We start from the raw sequence: 23,097 nt of genomic DNA, 5'->3' as shown, positions 1-23,097 counted from the left end.
AAAACCAGGTAGATCATTCTGAAATTCTTGCATTTTTGTCCATAATTTTGTTAAATAACTTCCCTTTTGGTCATATCGAACCAAATTTCTTTTTCACACCACCTTTTAAGCCACTTTCGTTAGTTTTTGTCATAATGCGATCAAACACTCCCAATAACCTCTTTAATAGGTTTGGAGTTAGCGAAGAGATAAGATCAACAGATACGTTATTGTTTTTGTCATCACCACTTGCTTTATAGTCTATTGAAACGATTCCCCTACTTTTCCCACCAGTAAGAAGTTTTCCAATTATAGGAATTTTTAACAAAGATTTATTAATTGAATATGCTGGTATTACTTGTCCTGCAACCTGGAATTTATAATCTTTAATATCGAGCTTACCACCAGTGCTAATACCTAACTCCGCCCCTTCAAGCCAAGATTCTTCAATTTCAATAGTGCCATCTTTGTATGAGAAAGGTGCATTACATTTATAAAAGTATACACCTTCGTTCTTTATGGCATTTACGATACCAGGCAATGAAGACATCGACAATAAAGTAGTAAGTAGTGGAGCATCTTTGATGTAGAAATTGCTAATGGATAACGTACCATAATGTTCTCCACTTTCTCTCTGAGGAGAGATATAAAAAGACAATTTGCCGTTTTTAATTGATTTACTAATGCCTAAGGAACGCGAAAGTATACCTGCATTATCCGCATATATTTCGAGCCCTATTCCACTGTATTCCGCTAGTATGTTGCTGCTATCTTCTAGAAACTGTCCTGTAAATTGACTTCCATCGCAATTACCTTTAGTACAGGTTACATTCAGCTTAGCATTTTTGATAACGATGCCTTCTTTCATGATTACATTGTCAACATTCATACTAATCTCTATATCTTTGTTTAATCCATTACTGTTTTTGCCAAGCAAGCCTAAAATATCACTTAAGTTAATTTCCTCACCATAAATAGTTATGGCATTTTTTTCCTTACCTGATTCAATTTCTATACTAAAATCATTATCAGGCAATTTAAAACTACTAGAATTTAAATATAAATTTCCATTTTCTACTCTTCCGCTGAATTTTATATCTAGGTCATTTCCTACAACATCTAATTTGTCTATTAACAATTCACCTGCTCCTTTTAACCTTGTAGAAAACAAAATTTTATTGTGATCTTCAAAACGATTTTTCCATCCTAAATAACTTGAACGTGATTCAAGCTCTGATAAATCCATATTACCATTAACATGCCCCGTCTTATCTTGATTTATCACCGATTCTATATTTGTATTGACATAGCCACCTATATTTTCATCAAAATTAAGTATTTGAGCGGGTAAATCTCCGGTCAAATTCCAGGCGAAACTTTCATTCCTATTGCTACTTTTCAGGTCAAATAATAGCTGTGTGTTATTCACCATACCACTACCATTTAAATCTATAAAGTCACTGCCAAAACTAAGCTTAATATCATATTTACCAAGACTTGCATTATAGACGGCCAAATTGTCAATTTCAGAATGAAAATTTGCTGAGAAGTCTACTTTTTTGTCATCAGCATTTAGATTAAAAATGCGAAAATTAAATACGGATTTTGCCATTCCACTTACTTTATCCCTTTCAACCTTCACCACATCATCCAGCTTAAATCTTATAGGCTCATATAAACCATACGCATCACTTACAGCTTTGCCATTAATGGTTAGAACTGAATCTTCCTTATTTAGAGATTTCATTTCAATATCACCACCATTAACAGTGAAATTCTGAAACTTAGCGCTATTTACAGTAATTTCAAGATCGTTATTCTTGATGATCAAATCACCCTTTAATTCCTTTACTTGCTCAAAATCTTCATCAAATTTTACGCTACCGTTTTCTATATCAGCAACAATTACAATGTCTGACAGATCGTCATCAACCAAATTGTTAATTTTGCCATTGAAACTTACAATGGTATTTAAAACATCCCCATCAATATTATCACAATACCAGCTTTTAAATTTACTATTTACTACACTATCTGGTATATAAGTACATAAATCCTTTGCAGCAAACTTACTAATATTAATTCTAAGCAAAGCATGACTTGTACCAAAGTTCATTTTGCCTATTAAAGAGAGATACGTGTCATTTAACTTAAAATGGAAGTTTTTTACACTAATAATTCCATTACTATATGTTAAATTTATATTTACATTAGTTAAGGCCAAATTTTTGTTCAAATAATTTTCTGTATTTAATACGTATATATTTCCATCTACAATTTCATCCTTTTTATTAATTTTCACTGAGAAGCTTCCTTTGAATCCTATATTTTTGTCCAAATTGTAGCTTTTAACTAATGTAGAAAACTTGCTCAATAGTCCCAATTTTAGATCATAAAATGTCCCGTACACATTTAGCAAATTGTTGCGATTTTTTATCGTAATTGATAAATCATCCAAAAATCCCTTTCCATCTTTTGTATTCACATGAATATCTAAAACATTAAAATCTTCCCCCTTCCCTATATATAATTTATCAATAAAAAATTCATCTTCTGTGCTTTTATCAATAGCGATGTTAGTAAATTCAATTTTTGAATCCGCATTTAAGTCAAAAAAAAATTCCCTTATTGTTTTTAATAGATTTTTTGCACTACTTTCTGTCATCTTGAAATTCTTCCCTGTCATCCCAGTATCTTTTTTTCCTGTCATCCCAGCACTCGTCCTTGTCATCCAAGTAGCTTGACTACTTGTTTCTTTTTTTCTAGATTCCAGCGTCACGCGCTGGAATGACACCGAAGGAAGGCGGTTACTACTTAAATAATGATTATCCAAAAGGTCTAATGAGTTTTGCGGATTAACATTAGTTTCTTCTCTCTTGATACATACATGCACATTATCAGCTGAAACCTGAGAGAGATTTGTGCTAGCTTTAAATAAGGAACTTAACTTAAAATGTACAAAAAGCTCAGGAACTTTTATAGTAAAATTAGGGTTTGCTATTGCCAAATCCGTAATGACTAAATACGGATCTTTGCCATCTTTCTGCCAAACAACTGAGGTATTCTCCATATTAACGCTTGAGCCAACAAATATTTTTGATATTTTATGTTTAACATAAAAATCAATATAATTAATATTGATTTCTAAAGGCTTAAAAAAAATAAAGAAGCACAATATGAATAATAAAGCTACGGAAAATAATATAGTAATTTTTTTAAGCATCGATTATTGCTTTTCTTGCTAAACTATCAGCCTCCTCATTATACTTATCGCCACTGTGTGCTTTAACCCACTTCCAATCAATTTCGTGTTGTGAAGCAACGTTGTCTAGCTCTTTCCACAATTCCATATTTTTTACTGATTTTTTATTACTTGTTTTCCAGCCATTCATTTTCCACTTATTTATCCATTCTGTTATGCCATGCTTAACATAAAGACTATCCGTATATAAATTAATATTACAAGAAAATTTCAATACTTTCAGCCCATTGATCACCGCTGTTAACTCCATTTTATTGTTTGTGGTATTTTCTTCTCTACCATAAATGTCTTTTCTGTAATCTTGAAATAATATGATAGCTGCCCATCCTCCCGCTCCAGGATTACCAGAACACGCCCCATCCGTATATATTGTCACTTCTTTTTTACTCATCTTTGTTTATATCGGTTAACAAAGTATATAGTTGCTTTTATGAAAGCACAATTTCTAAAGGTAGTTTAAGCTGCACCTTTAAATTTTATTATAGAAACAAAAAAAAGTGTGACAACGAGCATTACCAAAAGGAAAAGGAAAAAATAGTTTTTATGTTTCTGCCGTTCTTTCATAACTAAAATAAATCAATAGAACAAAAAATAATACTGGCGAATAGGGAAAATAGATAAGAAATTGAGTAAGAAAACATTTGTTTCTGTGAGTTGTGGTTCTTGAATCTGAGAATTGATATAGCGTACCAAATAAAGATGCAACCTGCAAAAATTGCCATGCTTAGATAAAGTAAAGCCTTTTTCAAGAATAGAGCTGGAAGCAAGCTAGTTAGCACCAGCAAGACACTATAAATTAATATATATTTTCTTGTTTTTTCCGGACCATAAACAATATTGAACATTGGAATCGATGCCTTTGCATAGTCTTCAGACTTATTTAAAGATAGGGCCCAAAAGTGTGGTGGAGTCCACATAAAAATTACTAAAAATAAAATGAAACTTTCCCAATTTACAGAATTAGTCACAGCTGCCCAGCCAATCATTGGAGGGAAAGCACCTGCTGCACCACCGATAACGATATTCTGCGGAGTACGCCTTTTTAGCCAAATTGTATATATGAAAACGTAAAATAATATGCTAACAGCAAGCAAAGCAGCAGAAATATAGTTTACTGCTATTGCCATGATAAATACTGACAATATTCCAAGAGTTATACCAAATTCAAGCGCACTTTCTGCAGAAACTCTACCTGAGGGTATAGGGCGGTTTTTTGTCCTTTCCATGAGCAGATCTATGTCTCTGTCATACCACATATTTATAGCACCTGCAGATCCTGAGCCAAGAGCAACACATATAAGAGATATTAGTGCTAGAAAAGGGTGCATACTACCTGGTGCAGTAACCATACCAGCAACTGCAGTAAATACCACAAGATACATTATCCTTGGCTTCAGCAAACGCCAAAAATCCAGTATTGTTGATTCAACATTTAGCAAAACACTTGTGTACATTCTATTTTACCACTGGTGGTTTTTCGAAAGTATGAAAAGGCGGTGGTGAAGATACCGTCCATTCCAAGGTGTCACCTCCCCAAGGATTATCTCCAGCTTTCTTGCCCCATTTAAAAAGATGTATAACTATAAACACAAAAAACATAACTGAAACAAAGGACATATACGAACCAATTGAGGATATATAATTCCAAGGGATAAACGCATCAGGATAATCAGGTATACGCCTTGGCATACCAGCTAATCCTAAGAAATGTTGAGGTAAAAAAGTGATATTGGTGCTAATAAAAGTAAGCCAAAAGTGGATTTGACCTAAGCGCTCATTATATTGTTTACCCGACATTTTACCAATCCAATAATAAAAGCCAGCAAAAGCTCCAAATAATGCAGCAAGTGACATGACATAATGGAAGTGAGCAACAACATAATAGGTGTCGTGCAGGAGTTTATCTATTCCACCATGAGAAAGAATTATTCCCGTTATGCCACCGCCAACAAACATGAAAATAAAACCTAGTGCAAATAGCATAGGGGTCTTAAACTCAATTGCTCCACCCCACATAGTTGCAATCCAGCTAAAGACTTTTACACCAGTTATAACACCGATAAAAATTGTGGTAGTGCTAAAAAATGCAGCAGCGTCAGCACTAAGCCCAACAGTGAACATATGGTGAGCCCAAACCATAAAGCCAAATACTGCTATACCTATCATTGCATAAACCATCCCTATGTAACCAAATACAGATCTGTGAGAAAAAGTTGATACAATCTGACTTATGATGCCAAATGCAGGAAAAATAATTACGTAAACTTCTGGATGACCAAAAAACCAAAATAGATGTTGAAATAACACAGGATCGCCGCCACCGGCAGGATCAAAAAAGGAAGTACCAATATTGCGATCAGTAAGAAGCATAGTTATAGCACCGGCAAGCACTGGTAAGGCAACAATCAACATAAATGCTGTTAACAAGACAGACCAAACAAACAGTGGCATCTTAGTTAATGACATGCCTTTTGTGCGCATGTTAAATATAGTAACTATAAAGTTGATCGCCCCAACAATTGACGACATACCAGCAACATGAAGTGCAAGTATAGCAATGTCAACTCCTGCACTTGGATGGGACATTACCTGTGATAAAGGTGGATATAAAGTCCAACCTGTACCTGGACCTTCACCAATAAACACTGAGAGAATGAGCAAAATAAAAGATGACACTAATAACCAGAAACTCAAATTATTCATACGAGGAAATGCCATATCTGGTGCGCCAATCATGAGAGGTACAAACCAGTTACCAAATCCTCCCATGAGGGCTGGCATTATCATAAAAAACACCATTATCAACGCATGCCCTGTAACCATTACGTTATATAATTGATAGTTATTGTTAAGTATATTAATGTGCATTAGCTGAGTGCGAATAATCACCGATAATAATCCACCAATAATTCCAGCTAATATGGAAAAAATAATGTACAGTGTCCCTATATCTTTATGATTGGTGGAAAACAACCAACGCTTTATGCCCTTTGGTACGTCACTCATATCTATACTCCAAATTTAACTCACTAATTTTCTATTTTCAATCCACTTATTAAAATCTTCTTTGCTTACTGCTTCAACAACAATTGGCATAAATCCATGGCCTTGACCACACAATTCGTAGCACTGCCCATAATAAACACCAGGCTTTTTGATATTAAACCACGCCTCATTCAGCCTACCTGGTATCGCATCAATTTTTACACCAAAAGCCGGTACTCCCCAGCTGTGTATCACATCTCCTGCTGTAACTTGTAAACGAACATTAGTATTAATGGGTAAAACGATGTTGTTATCAACAGAGAATAGCTTTAAATCTCCTTCGATAAAGTCTTCTTTTCCCTTAATATAACTATCAAATGACACACCTTGATATTCTGGATATTGGTAACTCCAATACCATTGATGGCCAATAACTTTCAGTGTTATATCAGCTTTCGGTATTTCTTCCTGTAGCTTCAGTAATTTAGCGTTTTCAAAGGCTAATATTCCAACAATGATAGTTGGTATAACAAACCAAATAATTTCTAAAGGAACACTATGGGTAGTTTTACTTATGTTTGTTACTTTGCTTTTACGAAAGCGAAACGCTATATAAGCAAGCAGCGCCCACACAAAAAGCATTATTGTAACCATCACAAGCATCACAAACGAATGTGACCTAACTACAGCCTCCATTACTTCAGTTGCAGGAGCAGGAAATCCAAATTGCCAGGAAGTAGGAGCAGAGGCAACAGATATATTTGAGTAAAATATTATCAATAGTGCAAATAACTTCACCATATCTTTTGTTTGTTTGCTATAAAACTAAGTGATATACTGTATAATAGTATATATAAACTTACTATGCAAATAGAGATTAGTGATGGTTAATAATTTTTTAGCATTCAACAAGTATAATAGTACAATACTAATTGAGGAAAAAAGCATTTACATAAATCTATTGTAAGTAAAAATATTATAATATTTTAAATTAAGTATTTACTTTAAGTAAATTCTATAATAAGTTTAATAGTGTCTGTTACTGCTAATAACCCTCTAGCCTCACACCTAAAAGCAGTAACAGACACTATTAAACTTTATGACAAGTTTATAATCTGTAAGATCAAAGTCTTACAAGTTTCTTTATTTCATTATATAGCTCTTTCCATAAAAGTCCGGATGTGATAGGATAAGGGTAGATGATGATAAGGAGGTTGAATGCCAGCAGCATATAGTTATGATTTAAGAAAAAAAGCAATGGAAGCGCTAGACGAAGGAGAAAGCAGAGAAACAGTGGCAGCAAGATTTAAGATTGGACGAACTACTTTATGGGAGTGGCAGCAAAGAAGAAAAGAAACAGGAGACTTTCAATCAAAAAAACTTGGAAATGGGGGTTACAATCACAAAATTACCGACTGGGATACCTTTGCCAAATTTGCCAGAGAACACGGAGGAAAGACTCTATCGGAAATGGCTAAACTTTGGAACAACATTAGTATCCAAACGATCTATCGAGCCCTTAAAAAAATTGGATTTACGCGCAAAAAAAGACATATGGATACAAGGAAAGAAACGAAGAAAAACGTGCTGAATTTTTGAAAATTATAGCGACAAAAGAACCTAAAAACTTAGTGTATATAGATGAGTCTGGCATTGATAACACCGAAGACTACCCCTACGGATATTGCCAGAAAGGACAGCGGTTTTATGCCTTAAAATCTGGAAAGAAAACTCAACGAATCAGTATGGTTGCAGCCTTAAGTGGAAGAAAGATAGTTGTTCCGTTAACCTTTGAAGGCCACTGTAATATGGATGTTTTTAATGGATGGTTTGAGCAATTTTTGACACCGATCTTGGAACCTGGACAGACTGTCATTCTTGACAATGCTACTTTTCATAAGTCTGATAAGATTATCGAGCTTGCTAAAGGGGTTGGTGCAGAAATTTTGTATCTGCCGCCTTATTCTCCAGATTTCAACAAAATTGAGCATCATTGGTTTGCTATAAAAAACAGAGCCAGGAAAAACATTCCTCTATTCGAATCCTTTCGTCGTGCTGTTGATTCTGCCTTCCTATGACCTGTTCGGACTATTATGAGAAATGCTATAATATCTTTGGCCTACCTATTAAGGATTTAATGGTAATCTCCTATTTTCTTCAACTAACTTACATAAATCTAACTTCTATATAAATTTGCACTCTACAAAACAACGATTATTTTTGGGTTCACAAGAGACCATAGAGGTTTGTTGTAATAAGAGTTAATTGGAAGCGCCTTTTGCTAGGGTTTAAGGTATGCCACATCCGTTCATTAAATAAGGGAGTACATAAAATCACAGAATAGTCTTAGAAACGCAATTACCGGTCGAAAACGTTTATTTTTAAAATTAGATCTACTTCATCAAAATTAATGCTGTTTATTCGAATACTAAAAATGCAATAGATTCAACTTTTATTGCAGTTTGCCAGCCAAAAAGATCATAAGAAACAAAGTTTTTCCGGTATTGCAGAGCGCGGCAAGAGTACAAAGGTTGGTTTTTCAGCCTTAAGTCACACTTTTCCTTAACTTGGCCGCGTACGGTTTATTGAACACTTTTCGTGATCAAGTTAAGTAGCTGGGGGAGAAAAAGCTGAACGTACCTGTTGCACAGCATTGTCATAATCCTTACTTGTTAATGGCTTCAAATCACCTAGTTTTGATGCTACTTTTTCTATTTCTCTATTTGTACTAGTCGTATTGTTTTTAGGATACTTAAGAGCTCTATTAAATAGTTGAAGATTATCTGCAGCCTCTTGTCCATGCTGAACCTTCTGTATTTGATCTAAAAGATCTATTTCACTAGTATCATCAAATGACTTAAGACTACCACTGATAAATTGAATCTTATTGCACATCATGCCTATATCAAAATCAGAGCCTCTACTGCTATAACTCCATATTGAATTTTTCTTATTATTTGTTCTTTTATATAACTCCGGTGTTGCCAAATTCTTGTCTCTAGGAATAATATCATTTTTATCACTGCAATACAGATCACCCTTTTCAGACATGTTTTGATAGTAACAATAACCATACGCGTCAAGTTAAGGAAATAAAGGTATGAAAGAGATAGAATAATAAGGTATAAGTTCTCCCAGATATACTTTTAGTGAGAGAACCAATGAATAAAATAACTTGCTTATCAAAAAAGCTCAAAGAATTTTTTAATGAAAAAGCAGAGAAAATCTCAATTACAACAAGGTTTATAAAAAGAAAGAGAAAGCTAAAAGGTTCATCATTCGTAAAAGCCATGGTCTTGGGTAATATAGGAGTTGATAATTGTAGCGTAGAAACAATGTGTCAATTACTAAACGAGGACTCGATAGATATAACAAAACAAGGTTTGGATTTTAGATTTACTGAAGAAGCAGTGGAATTTATGAAAAGGATGTATAATGAATCTGTGGTTCTCTTTAAAAATATCTTGCAAGTTGATTGCAAAATCTTACAGCAATTTAATAGTGTTAAATTATTGGACAGTAGCTATATTACTCTACCTAACAGTATGGAAGAGATGTATAAAGGTTATGGTACTAGCTACAGTGGCTATGAAAGCAATACTAAGTCTGGAATAAAGTTACAATTAGTTTTCGATTACATGAATCAGATAATAGACCAACTTAATTTAACGGAGGGAATAAGATCAGACCAGGGATATAGGAAACATTTAAGTAATATATCAAGCAATGATTTGCTAATATCTGATCTCGGTTATTTTGTGCCAAGTTCTTTTAAACAAATCAATGAAATAGGAGCTTATTTCATAAGTCGTTATAAATCCGATACCAACGTATATGATGTAGAAACAAATCAAAAAATGGAGTTATTAGAATGTTTAGAGGATAAGTTATTTTTAGAAAACGAGGTATTGTTAGGAAAAGAAGCAAAAATTAGAGTAAGAATTATATGTCAGAAACTAACTGAAGAACAGTCTATAGCCAGAAGAAGGAAAGCTAATAGATTAGCAAGATCGCAGGGATATACATCCTCTAAAAGAAATCAAAAATTGTTGAACTGGTCAATATTTATAACTAATGTTCCAGAAAATAAAATTAGTGCTGAGCAAGTATTAACGATTTACAGAGTAAGGTGGCAAATTGAGTTATTATTTAAATTGTATAAAAGCCATATCAGACTTGATAAGCTAAAAGGAAAGCCATGCAGAGTATTATGTGAACTATATGCTAAATTGTGCGCAATTCTTATATTTCACGGCATAGTTGGTTGCACAGAAGTGAAAAAGAATACAGAACTTAGCTTAACAAAGGCATTTATTGAGCTAAAAAGACGGGTTAGAGAGTTATTTTTAGTATTAACCAAGATTAATAGTTTAAAAGTATTTCTTAAAAAACTCACTATAACTTGGTCGCGATTTTCATTAAAAGACAAACGTAGAAGGGCTAGAGTATCCACTTTAACCTCTCTAAATTTGCTCACAATCTCTTAACTTGACGCGTATGGTAACAATAACAGTGTAGAATTTCAAAGCATACTTTATATATACTCTCTTGAATATCCTGTATTTTTTCTATATCTCCACATTTTTTAACTACTTCTCTAAATCGTTCTTCATCATCTATACCTTTCTTAAACTCCAAGATTTTTTTCAATTTTTCACTATTTAGTTCTGTTTTATTAGCATTATCTTCTGGATAAACTGCATTTAAAATAGCAAGTAAGTGCCCTTCTTTAAGCGGTGATATGAAATCATTAAGTAATTTTTGGTAAACTTTAGACTGAAAATAATGAGCTATACTATTTACAGCGTATTGTTCTGCCTTATCTTTATCTATAACATTTTCATAATTACAACTAGTTAACTCTTTTATTAGAGGAGAATTTTGCAATTCTGTAAAAATAGATAGGTCATTAAGAACATTAACATAAAATTTCTCTTTTGTAATTTTTTCCTTCTCTAAATACTGCTTAATTGTAGAGTCACTTGAAATCAGATTAAATATTATACTAGATATATCATTTGAACCAATCTTTTGATCATTCGAAAATAATGACTGTGCGTGATCATATACTTCTTTAGCCCATGAATTTTTCTCATTAATGTACTGAGTTATTTGTTCTTTCTGCTCTTTACTTAGACCAGTAGTTACAACTAATTTATTTAATAAAGTTTTTATAGTCTGGTTTAGTTGGTTCAATTCTTCTTTTCTTTCTTCTTTTACGAATTCATGTAGATTTTCCATTATAAAATCTGTGCTACTTTTAACCTTATCTCCTGTTAAAGAAAGGATTTTCTTCAATGCCAATCCATTGCTAATAATATCTTTATATTTATAATTTTGAATTATATGTGCGTACGTTCTTTCATTTATCAATTCATCTTTTTTTTCGTTATTTTCTAGTTTTTTTACTTCTTGTTTAAACTCTTTGTATGAAGAATGCGTTTTGAACCAGTAGACAATTTTTGTGATAAATTCTAAAATGAAAGTTATCACGTGAGCTGAAGTAGGCAGATGATAATTCTTTTTTATATTATCTCTATAAGAATAAAGTATCTTATATGTATCATTTAGAACATCAATAAAATCGTTTTTTGTCTTTTGATTATCGTGATTATTTTGATTGTATAAATCCTCATACTCATTCCAGATAATTTCAATTAATTTATTTTCTAAATGATTAGAATGAATTTCTCCTGATGGCTCAGTATTTATATCAATATAATCTTGTATTTGTTTTGCAATCTTAGATCCAAGTCTTTTCACTAATTCTTTATGATGTTTCTTATCAGCTTTATTTAGAGCTTTAATGTAGCCATTTCTTGTTAGCTCATTAACATCAAAACTTACTTTTACTCCTGATTTTGTAACAAGATAAAAAATTGGCTGTTTTGCCCAATTTAACCCTCTATTTCTACCAAAAGCCTGTATAATTTCAGCAGGATCGTTAATATTGTCATCTGTTTTGTCTGTGATAAGGCCAACACTACATAAATTTAGATCATTAAATCCAGTAGTCTTTTCGCTAGTAATATAAGAGCCTATAAGCCCCTTCTTACATAGCTTATCAACTACTTTTTCAGTGTATTCTGCAGAACAATAATTAGGTTCATAATAATATTGTTTCGTTGTATCATCTAACGCCTCTATAGTACTTAATTTATGTTTTGTAAGATTCTTCTCTTTATCATGATTATCATCAGATAGTTTAAAGCTTTTTTCTTTTAAGTTAAAAAATGGCTTATTATCCTCAACTTTTGTAGCACTCTTTTGTAAACCATTAACTAAAAAGATAGTTTTATGCTTTTGACAAAATTCTTGTAATGCTAAAAGAGGACTATAGGAGCAGTTATCTGTCCCTAAATATTGGTTATGAATTCTTTTATCAAGTGCCCAATTATCAACAATCATTTTAAAGAATTCATCGTCATCATTCCTGGTTTGTAATAAAGCCTGTAAAACTCTTATTTCTTGAGTTGCTATACTCTCAGCTATATCTTGTGGAATACCTTCACTAATCAGATCTTTTGATATTTGATCCATGTGCTCTTCAGTATTTCCGATATTTTTGGATGATAATTTTGCCTTAACTTCTTTAACTAATGAGTCTAAATCGTGGCGTCTTTTGTAATCTAAAGTAATACTATCATAACCAGTGAGATATGAGATAGTATTTTCAATGATACCATGTAGAACATGAAATTCTTGATATTTTGCAGCATTACTGGAATAATCTACGTTACTTTCTATAAAATTTTCTGCTTTATTTGAATCATACCCATGATAATCAATCAAATAATTACGTAAGCCTGCTTTTCTCAATTCTTGTTTTGATTCTTCATATTTTTTAAATATAGCTTCATCTAACTCTGCTCCATGAGAAGATAAAAGACTTAATCCGAAAAAATCATATACATTTTCACGAGAAACTTTATTTCCGTTTTCGTATGCACTACCAACCTCATTACCATTTAGCATAAGATGAAAATTTACTACTGAGTCATGACTACCGCGTCCGACCAAACCTAGAAACTTTTCCCCTATTGGAAGATGAACATTCCATCTTATGCTTTTTCTAATATCACCTTCATTACCATCTGATACATAAAAAGGATCAGTAGTTTTTCTATAGATTACACATTCCTCAATGCTACCAATGCATTCATGTGCTGAGCTCAATCTTTCTTTCTCGATAATACTAGCAAACCATAGTGCTATCCTTTCTCCAAAATTAAATTTGGATCTCTTCTTAGCTGCCTGGATACGGCTTTTTGCTGTTCTAGTTTTTACAGCAGGTGATTTAGAAATACCCTGCTCTTCTTTTTCTTTAAGAGAAAGATTTATAATACAACCAACTCGTTTAGCAATGACTTCTGAAGGTGTAGCAGTTAAAAATGCGATAGGATTTTTTAAATTTTCAATATTTCTTTTATATAGTTCTATCTCAGTTGCCTTATGTGCTTCATCAACACTAATCCACCATTTATTATTTTTAATGAATATAGTTTCAAACTCACTTGATTTTTCTTTGAATAGAATATCATGAGTAGTGATGATATGTGAATTAGGATCTATATTATCAATTTTACCTTTATCACCTAATTTGACTTTATCAGTGATACTTTTTGGTAATAGCCTACAAAAATCTTCTCTTAGTTGATGTGCTAAAGCATCCTGATGAACTGCACAGACTCCATGATAACCTGCTAAATCTAATACAAAAGTCCATAGTGCTTGTGTAAATGATTTTCCAGATCCTGTTGCCATAGCAATTAATACATCAGGATTTTTTGTATCACCATTTACATAATTTATCATTTGATAAAGGTTGGATATATGTATTGGATAGAGATCAATTTTGTCTGGTCCACCGATAATATGCTCATCTATTTTAGTATTAAAAGCATAATTACCGTTATTATCACAACTAAACGTCAATTCATGTGAACTACATAAATCAAGGAAATCATCGTCATTATACTTATTTTTCGGTTTAAACTCAATGTTTTGAGTCTGAGTTCCTTGACTGCTATCACTTTCATAACCTGAATCTTCACGGTCAGATACTATAGTACCAGTAATCTTTACATCATATTTATCATCAGAGTTTTTTTCTATATGAATTTTGCAATTCTTTTTTCCTATCTTTACTTGCTTAGAAAATTTATCTGCCTTTTCTTCCTTAATTGACTCTGTTACGTATTCATTTAATGATAAGCCCCTCTTGTTATTTATAGTAAAATAACTGTTTTTTTTATCATTAATTATATCTAGCAAAAGGTATCCTAGATATACTTTTTTTCCCGCTTTAACAATATTTTCAATGTCTAGCTTCTGCTTTTCAATACTCATAATAGATTTTATATAATTAACAACATTATTTATGTACAATTATATGCAAATAGTATAAAAAGTCAATTAATACTACAGAATATCCTAATCATTGCTATTCAAGACCGCTTCGATAGAGGAAAAGGCATAAATATATGGTATAAGCTCATACAAACAGGCCGCAATAATAGGGTGTATACATCTAACTGCTATGGTTTTACAGTATTGAAATCAGTCAAAAAATCATCTCGTACATCATAAAAAAATTTCTCTACTTAAGTTTTGTATAACCTGTTGTAAGTAGAAAAAACAGAAAATTTTTGATTTTTTTTTGAATACAGCAACATATAAACTTTATAAGTTCTATAGTGCATTTTTTATATTAACTAAATCTCTTAATTGATCGTTGTTAAATTCTGTAATCCAACTCTCGCCACTACTTATAGTTAGGTTTGCTAATTCCTTCTTGCTTTGAATCATCTCATCAATACGCTCTTCAAATGTACCTGTTGAAAGTAGCCTATACACCATGACATTACGTTCTTGCCCGATACGATAGGCCCGATCTGTTGCTTGTGCTTCCACTGCTGGATTCCACCATAAATCGTAATGTATTACATGGTTTGCTGCTGTTAAATTAAGCCCTGTTCCACCAGCTTTTAAAGATACTATAAGAATATTTGATTGGAATGAATTTTGAAAGTCATCAACCATTTCGTCTCGTGCTTTACGGGACAGTCCTCCATGTAAAAATGGCACTTTTGATTCAAACCTTTCTTCAAGTAGCCTAGCTATAATCTCACCCATTTCAGTGTATTGAGTAAATATCAATGATTTTTCTGCAACTTCACCAATACTAATCAATATTTCCTCAAGCATCTGCATTTTACCGGATTGTTCAATACTCGCACGCTTTTTCTTGCCAAACTGTGATGGATGGTTACAAATTTGCTTTAAAGCATTGATAAGTTTAAAGATTAGTCCCTTACGTTCAATCCCTTCACTTTTTTCTATCTTCTCCATAGTTGTATCAACAACCTTTTGATAAAGCGCTGTTTGCTCTGAAGTGAGGGAACAATAACGATTATTCTCAATTTTATCTGGTAAATCCTGAATAATGCTTTTATCACTCTTAAGCCTACGTAACATAAAAGGGCTAGTGATTTTCATAAACCTTTCTAGACAAATTTTATCTCTTGCTTTTTCAATCGGTGTTGCAAAGCTGCTTTTAAACTGCTTAGGAGTACCAAGATAAGATTTGTTGATAAAGTCAAAAATGCTCCAATACTCAAGTAACCTATTCTCAACAGGAGTACCGCTCATTGCTATTCTATGCGTTGCCTCAATAGCTTTAATTGCCTTGGTTTGTTCGGTATTAGGATTTTTTATATTTTGTGCTTCATCAATCACGAGCAAAAACCAGCGAATTTTATTAAGTTCTTTTTTATCACGACGTGCAAGACCATAAGATGTTAGAGCTACATCATAATCACTTGCCAATTCTCGATTTTGTCCGTGATAGACGAAAAGCTTTAATTCTGGTGCAAAACGTTCCATCTCTCGTTGCCAATTACTTAATATGCTTGTGGGAGCTACTACCAAGACTCTGTCCCGATCCAAAAACCCTATATTTTTGCAATACAGAATAGCTGCTATAACCTGTAATGTTTTACCAAGACCCATATCATCAGCAATTATGCTACCAAACCCGTTTTCTATGTTCTGTATAAGCCAACTAAATCCGCGTTCTTGATATGGGCGTAGTTGTGCTATTAGATTATTTGGTGTAGTAACAGGTGTGTAAGTATTAAGTTTATTAAATAAGCTTGTAAGCTGCTGGTCAAATGCTACTTTAGTTTCATTTACTTCTCCTGTTAGAGCAGCTTGCATAAGCTCTGCTTGACTTAAATAATCAGGCAGTTTATCAAGTTTTTTTAATAAAGCTTCTACCTCCTTATCATCCAAAAGCACATACTGATCGACTATTCGCACAAGCCCTCGGGAATCTTTTAGCAATTTTTTAAATTCTGTAACGCTTAATTTTTTATCTCCTATTGCTACTTTCCAATCAAATTTCAATAAATTTTCCAGCGTTAAAAAACTTTCGCGATCTTCTTTTATTTTATCCTTGGCAGACAAACTAAGACTTAATTGTGGTTTGAAGATTTTTTGCAAAGATTTCGGCAAGATAACCGTTATACCTATTGCTCTTAGTACTGGTACAATACCCAGGAATAAAGGTGCAAAATCATCTAAATTAAATGATAACTTGCTATTGCTATCAATCGATCTTTCTAATTCAGGTATGTATTCAGATAAGAGTGCAAGATCAGATAAAATACTAAGCTTTACGTTTTGATTAGAAAATGCTTTTTCCAGCTTTATGAATGACTTCTCATCATCCAGTGATAACTGTACCTCAAGTTCAAATTTTTCATGGTGATCTTTTATCATTAGATAGAATTTGTAAGGCTTATCTGCTAAATAAAGACGTGAAAGCCAGAGATTAATTGCTTGCGGTATTTCCTTGTTGCTAAACTCAGTAAACTTGTATGGTCTTCCAGTAAAGAATAATTCAAAGATGTCCTTATCTCCATACTTATCCAGAGATGCAGGAAAGTTATCTTCTATATACCCTAAAAGGATGAAAGAGATAGCAACATTTACTTGTTCCTCTGGTTCCATAGCGATTTCTTGATATTTAATCAATAGAGGCGGACAAATAGATGATATCTTGCTATGAATTTCCTTAACTGACTCATTAAACAACGCCGGAATCCACCTAATTATAATTTCTCCTCTTTTGTTTTGTAATACTTGTGGTATTAGCGCTGACTTTTCCATCAGCATATGTGCAAACTGTGAAATCATATGCATGAAGCGAAGTTCAGGATTAAGCCTGTGAAGTAACGAATTAGGAATGTCGTTTAAAAATCGCGCTATATCTTTCAATACATTTCTACTTAGCATAAATACATTAGTTGTACCATTGCTCACTTGAGTAAGGTAATGCTGATCATCAATGAATAGTTGAAATGTTTTCCAATTCTCAATATTTCCCCATCTTTTAATAAATAGCTCCTCTTCTGATAGTTCCTTCTTAGAAGCTGGATAGTACACTAACTTTCCTGCAGGATACTTTTGCCAGTGCTTATAAGCTATCTGTAAAATATTATGGAAGTTTTTTTCAAAAAAAAGTGGATTATCTGTTAAAATACTACTGATACAATCAAAAAGGTTAGGAATAGTTGATAAATCAATATCATTTAAAATTGCTTGGTTATGTATTCTAATTTTAGAACATGCCTTAAATATATCATCTATCTTTAAAATGTTTTGAGCATTTTCTAATTTTCCATTCCCAAAATCATCGATAAGTGCTGACAAATTACAATTATGAATATTAAAAATCATGAAGGGGTTTTTATCAATTTCTGCAGCAATAAGATAAATTACAGCAGCAATATGTTTACAAGGCATAGCCCAATCAGGACAGTTGCAATTTGCATTCATCTCTTCCCAATTTGAAGGAAACAATTTAATCCCAAGATCATTAAGCTTATCAAACAAGCTGGTTGGTAATTGCCTATTTATTAATTTAGATAGTATAGAAGGTGAAGTTTCAATAATTTGACGAATGGTCTGTTGTTCTGATGAGCTTAATTCATTGAGTATAATTTTGACTTTATATGGTTGAGGTTTTGAACCACGATATGGGTAAGATCCTGAGCTATGAACTTTAGCTGTAACTATGTGACCATTAATTTTAATACCAAAAGCTCGACCAGTATTAGCACAAGTTCTGCCACGTGGAAGACGGTTATCATAATCAATTCTATTGAAGCACTGAAGCCATTTCTCTCCCCACCATGTTCTTCCATAAATAGCCATTTTATAAAATCGTATATCTCAATATAAATAAATTGAATATTAATCTTATAGATAATTTTTCTAAATATATCAAACCCACCTTAGAGAAAACAACTATAGTGTTTCTTCAGAGCAAGCTACCAATTTTAGAACGAATTAACATCAATTACTACTATAAAACGCCAACAGAAATAAGTTAAAATAAGCATTTGTTTGTTGCTATAGATCAAATTTACTTATGTTAAGCTGCATAAAAGTGCAACCAAGACTATACAAAAAGACTTAAAACTCTCAAAACCTTATGAATTTATATGTAACCAGTGCTCCTAATTTATTTACAATTCACCACTCTCTGGGACCATACAACATAAATTGGGGTTAAAAGGTTTGCTTGGCAAAATTAATGTTTAGTGCTATACTCTAGTAATTTATATTTATGAGGTAAAGATGGCTAGGAACTTATTGGGCAGGCTTACGCCATCAGAAGAAGGTACCACAGAAGAAAATAAAGTTAAAAGTAGGAAAAATTCTGGGGATTCGGGTATTGAAGTCGAAGATTCATTTGTTATAATCTCTGAAAGTTTAACTTTTACTAAAATAATATATATTCTAAATAATGCAATAGAGCGTAATAATTATAAAGAATTAGATAGGATCGTACAAGACATTGAAGATTATGAAGGCCAATCTATTACATTAGATAATGAAAATCTCAAAGACTTCTGTTTAAATCAACTTAATTTAGATTTACAAAATAGAAGTGATCACCAGCATATATATTCAAATATACTGTCACGATATAGTTTTGATCAAGTAGAATACCACTGTAATTATCCAGTAAAAGAGCTGGTACTTTTAGCAATTGCAGCTAATGACAAGCTTACAGAGAAATATCAAGATATACTTTTTACTGAGAGGAACTTGAGTCTTTTACCTCTACTTATTGGTGGTGAAAAGTATATTGAAATCTTTATAGGGAAATTTCCCGATCTTTATCAAAGTTTAAAAAATCAAACAATCCAACTTGAAAATGGTCAAGTAGGGTTTTTCTCAGTTATAGCACTAAGACAAAAGCAAGAATTACTAAATACAGTTCTTGTTGAGTACGTCTTAAAAGATCTTGAACAAGCGTTAAAAACAACTAGCCCTGATCACACATATGATATTCTTGAAACAGCATCTCTTGCTAAAAATAAAAACTTTATGAAGATAGTACTGGACTCACTTGAAAGATATATTGATGATCAGGCTAAAAAAGATCTATTAAAAAAGTGTATTGTTACTTTTTTAGAAACTGCAATAAGTCAGGAGCATGATTCAATTGTTGAGTACTTGTGCAGAGAACGTATTGAAAAGAAAGGTCCAATAATTCAAGAAACCTATAAAGAGGCATTTGCAGATGAGAAAATTGTTGCACAGATTGATAAACAAATTTTGAAAAATATTCATAGTGCTGGTGTGGGACGTAAGGAGAAAAAACAAAAGATTTACGGCCTAATTTTAAAAGCTGCTTTACACACTGGCAGTACGGATTTTATAATAAAAGTACTAAATTTAATTAAAGATGATCCCAAATTTTTAAGTGATACGGATAGGCAGACCTTCTTGCAAAATAGTCTAGTTACTATTTTAGACAATGTTATACGTGAAAAACATTTCTCAATTATTCAAAATGTGTACACAAATTTTATATTGAAACTCGCTGAAAATTCAGGAGTGGAGTTTTTAACCATCCAACAAAGATATCGAAACGCTTGTCATACTTCTATAAGTGTAAATAATAATGTCGCCAGTCAGTTTAATGAGGAACCTAATGGAGATGATTCAAGTCTAGAACAAAATGAATTTGAAATAACTGATATTCAAGAAGAGCAAAGGCCAGGTATTTTAGGACCAAATAAAACTGAAATTGCAGGATTTAGCCAAGAGAAGTTATTAGAAATCATCAATTTTGTTAAGATAGGCTATTATGTTAGTGATTGTAACCTTAATAATAAAAAATTTTCTGAGTTAGAGGAAAGATCTTATAGAGTTCCAGCTAAACTTAAGGAAGAAGGTTATAAAATAATTCAATTCTATAATATGCGTGATAATGAACAACCATATCGACATGCTGGTTATGTTTTTATAAAAGATAAGGAAATAACTATAGTTTACCGCGGTAGTCGTAATTGGTTTGACTACATGAAAGATGCTGAAATGATTTTGACTAGTTCAGGTGAGCTTTTGCCTGAAGGTGGAAAAATCCATTCAGGTTTTTACTCTTTATTTAAAGACTCTTGGGAAAGTGTTTACAAGATATTAAAAGGATATGCTAATGATCAACAGTTAGAAATTAAAGATTTTAAAATTAACCTTACAGGTCATAGTATGGGAGGTGCTATTGCCAACATAGCTGCTCTATGTTTAAGTGTAAGAGAGGGTGCAGAAGATTTGCATGTTGCAACTTTTGCTTCTCCAAGGGTTTTCGACTCTTCTGTTGCTGAGGTTTATGAAGAGCGCCTTGGAAAGAAAACTATTAGAGTAGTTAATCAATCAGATTTCATACCTTCATTACCGCTTGGTTCTATGGGTTATAAGCACGTGGGTGAACAATTAAGAATAAGTAGTAGTTCTTATGCTCATTCATTGGACGTGTATCGCAATCTTATTGCAAATCTTGAACCTGGCCAATTTAAGTCTGATAATAGTGTATCTATATACTATTATTTTTCTTACCCTGTTACAGTATTGTATAATGTACTCACTTCACCAAGTTACCTCATTCCAAATACCCATTCAAATGGTGATGAGCAATATTTTAAACAAGTAAAGAACAAACATAAAAATGCTTCACTTTCTGAAATGATGAAATATTCTGGATCTAGTAATGAACAGAAAGTAGTAATTTATGAGGATTCTAAACCTGGTGGAGATGGGTTTATAATCTTTCACACACTTGATAACTTGTTAGCCATGATGCTATCTTTACCTAGACATGGAAGAGGTGAAGGGTTAAAAGTTAACGTTCCTGATATTGCTTTTTTTGTTAACAATAATTATTATCTCAGTGGAGACACTATTAGTCTGAGGCTATTGAAAACCTTAGTTGATAACTATCCAGGAAGCTTGGCACTTATGAAGAAAGAAAAAAAGAGTAATAAACTTAATGGAGGTTCTTCTTCTACCGCAGCTATCTCAACGTTAACAATAGCTGAAGTTTCTTCAACAAATTCATCTTTAGGTGATCATAGCAATAATAATGTACAAATCGCAGTGCAGAGTGATGAGAATCAGCAAATGAATTCTGAAAAAGCTGGTAGCAGTAACACTCCAGGAATTCCTGAACAAATACTTGTACCAAGTAATGAAAAAGAGCTTGTAGCAAGTACAGGTTACGGTATGGGAGATGTCATTACCAAAACAGGAAATGCAGGAGATTTGCGTGTTGCGACTTTGGGTGCTCAACAGGTTGTTCCTCGTGGAGGGACTGTTAGTACTATTGAAGCATTAAAGAATTTGCCTAATAACAGAACAATCAAAATTTTTCTCCTTAATGATCAGAGTGTTGCTCAAATTTTTAAAAAGTCTGATCGAGAGGTCGAATTTTCTTTCTCTAATGGTAATACCTATGAACTTAATTTGCATTTGATTAATGAAGAAAGTCTAAAAGTACTATTTAATAAAGAAAATTCAGTTCTAGCTAATGCTATTAATGATTTTTCTACTGTTAAAATGCCAATTTTAGAACAAAAAAGTGGTAAGAATGAACAAGCTCCTATTCAATTAGCTGGACATGTAATACGAGAGGATTCCATACAAGTAGTACAGCCGAAAAGTTTAGTAAATATTAGGGATAATAATGTTCAACTTGTAAACGAAAGTGATCAACCAATTCAGAATGATAATGTAGTAGCTTCTATTAGTAGCGATGATAATCATAGTGATTCAAGTAAAATTCAGTTAGATGAATCACGAACTGGTAGCGATCAAGTATCCAATCAATCTACCGGACATATAACAAAAATGGATAATGAGCAAGCTCCTCTCAGTGAGGGTAATTCTAAGCTTGAAAGTGATCAACAAGATCCACAACCAGAAGTTTTACCTATAGTGCTCAATGGCAATCCTAATAATATAGCTGTTACAAATGAAAATGTTAAAATGCCAATTCTAGAACAAAAAAGTGATACCCAAACCAACAGCAAGCAGTCTACTAATCCAAACAATGGAGGTGTTACTGCACCATCTGTTCAACTAGCTCCACCTAAAAGTGTAGATAAGAATAGTGGTAAAAAAGATACACAACCAAAACTAATACCAACAGGGGTACCTTTAGTAGCTAGTAAAGACTCTAACCGAGTAAATAATGTTCAAGGTAACAGCAAACAACCTAGTTATCCAGGCAAAAACAACCCTGCTCTACAAAATGCAAAAAGTAAGTTGCCTGTGATAGCTGCTTCTATGTTAGCAATAACCGGAGTTGCTATAGGGATAGCTATTGCAGTTTACTTGGAAATGCTAGCAGTGGGAATAGCAGTTGGAGCTTGTTGTCTAGTTGCTGCTGCGGTCATATACTATTGTAATAAACCTTTAAATTCACTTGAAGAAAGTAGTGTTAATAAATTTACAGATCGCGAAGAGCTTACTGTGTAAGGGCTTATTACACAACGGTAAATTAAGGAATAAATATT

11 protein-coding genes are annotated in these 23,097 nt (G+C 32.7%); 3 read left to right on the top strand and 8 right to left on the bottom strand.

Annotation, left to right across the window (positions count from 1 at the left end; all coding sequences use genetic code 11):
* Nucleotides 1-70 precede the first annotated feature (70 nt).
* The 5 genes from AAGD84_RS03390 to coxB all read right to left on the bottom strand — a co-directional run bounded on the left by AAGD84_RS03390 (nt 71) and on the right by coxB (nt 7,027).
* Nucleotides 71-3,202, bottom strand: a complete 3,132-nt coding sequence (locus tag AAGD84_RS03390) for an AsmA-like C-terminal domain-containing protein (RefSeq protein ID WP_341818150.1) — start codon at nt 3,200-3,202, stop codon at nt 71-73.
* Complete coding sequence (rnhA, locus tag AAGD84_RS03385; protein ID WP_151807582.1) at nt 3,195-3,632, bottom strand: ribonuclease HI; 438 nt, start codon at nt 3,630-3,632, stop codon at nt 3,195-3,197. Before rnhA ends, AAGD84_RS03390 begins: the two co-directional genes overlap by 8 nt.
* 175 nt (nt 3,633-3,807) lie before the next feature.
* Nucleotides 3,808-4,695: a heme o synthase gene (locus AAGD84_RS03380; RefSeq protein WP_174515960.1), complete on the bottom strand. Its 888-nt coding sequence runs from the start codon at nt 4,693-4,695 to the stop codon at nt 3,808-3,810.
* A gap of 1 nt (nt 4,696) precedes the next feature.
* Nucleotides 4,697-6,247 (bottom strand): cytochrome c oxidase subunit I, encoded by a 1,551-nt coding sequence (gene ctaD / locus AAGD84_RS03375; protein WP_341818149.1) that lies wholly within the window; start codon nt 6,245-6,247, stop codon nt 4,697-4,699.
* A 15-nt stretch (nt 6,248-6,262) separates the two neighbouring features.
* Nucleotides 6,263-7,027, bottom strand: coding sequence for a cytochrome c oxidase subunit II (gene coxB, locus AAGD84_RS03370; protein WP_264723432.1), 765 nt, complete (start codon nt 7,025-7,027; stop codon nt 6,263-6,265).
* Nucleotides 7,028-7,444: 417 nt separating this feature from the next.
* Between coxB and AAGD84_RS03365 the strand changes: the two genes are divergently transcribed.
* Nucleotides 7,445-8,304, top strand: a protein-coding gene (locus AAGD84_RS03365; RefSeq protein ID WP_341817957.1) for an IS630 family transposase whose coding sequence is annotated in 2 segments (ribosomal slippage) — nt 7,445-7,769 and nt 7,769-8,304 — 861 coding nt in all. Because the reading frame shifts where the segments join, the coding sequence is not laid out codon by codon here.
* Nucleotides 8,305-8,833: 529 nt separating this feature from the next.
* Here the strand turns inward: AAGD84_RS03365 and AAGD84_RS03360 are convergent.
* A complete protein-coding gene (locus tag AAGD84_RS03360) occupies nt 8,834-9,277 on the bottom strand; it encodes a hypothetical protein (RefSeq protein WP_341818148.1) in 444 nt (147 codons plus the stop codon).
* Nucleotides 9,278-9,387: 110 nt separating this feature from the next.
* Here AAGD84_RS03360 and AAGD84_RS03355 point away from each other — a divergent pair, with 110 nt between their 5' ends.
* Entirely contained in the window at nt 9,388-10,713 is a 1,326-nt protein-coding gene (locus tag AAGD84_RS03355; protein WP_341817859.1) for an IS4 family transposase, read from the top strand.
* On the opposite strand, the gene AAGD84_RS03350 is transcribed toward AAGD84_RS03355, so the two are convergent.
* Together AAGD84_RS03350 and AAGD84_RS03345 are read right to left on the bottom strand one after the other, a co-directional pair.
* Nucleotides 10,700-14,575, bottom strand: a complete 3,876-nt coding sequence (locus AAGD84_RS03350) for a DEAD/DEAH box helicase family protein (RefSeq protein ID WP_341818147.1) — start codon at nt 14,573-14,575, stop codon at nt 10,700-10,702. The genes AAGD84_RS03355 and AAGD84_RS03350 overlap by 14 nt on opposite strands.
* Nucleotides 14,576-14,917: 342 nt before the next feature.
* Nucleotides 14,918-18,445 (bottom strand): DEAD/DEAH box helicase, encoded by a 3,528-nt coding sequence (locus AAGD84_RS03345; protein WP_265037844.1) that lies wholly within the window; start codon nt 18,443-18,445, stop codon nt 14,918-14,920.
* 426 nt (nt 18,446-18,871) lie between these two features.
* Between AAGD84_RS03345 and AAGD84_RS03340 the strand changes: the two genes are divergently transcribed.
* Complete coding sequence (locus tag AAGD84_RS03340) at nt 18,872-23,059, top strand: lipase family protein (protein WP_341818146.1); 4,188 nt, start codon at nt 18,872-18,874, stop codon at nt 23,057-23,059.
* The last annotated feature ends 38 nt before the right edge of the window (nt 23,060-23,097 follow it).

It is taken from the genome of Wolbachia endosymbiont (group A) of Andrena fulva (assembly GCF_964026815.1).
Lineage (GTDB): Bacteria > Pseudomonadota > Alphaproteobacteria > Rickettsiales > Anaplasmataceae > Wolbachia > Wolbachia pipientis.
This window is presented reverse-complemented; position numbering and strand designations above follow the sequence as displayed.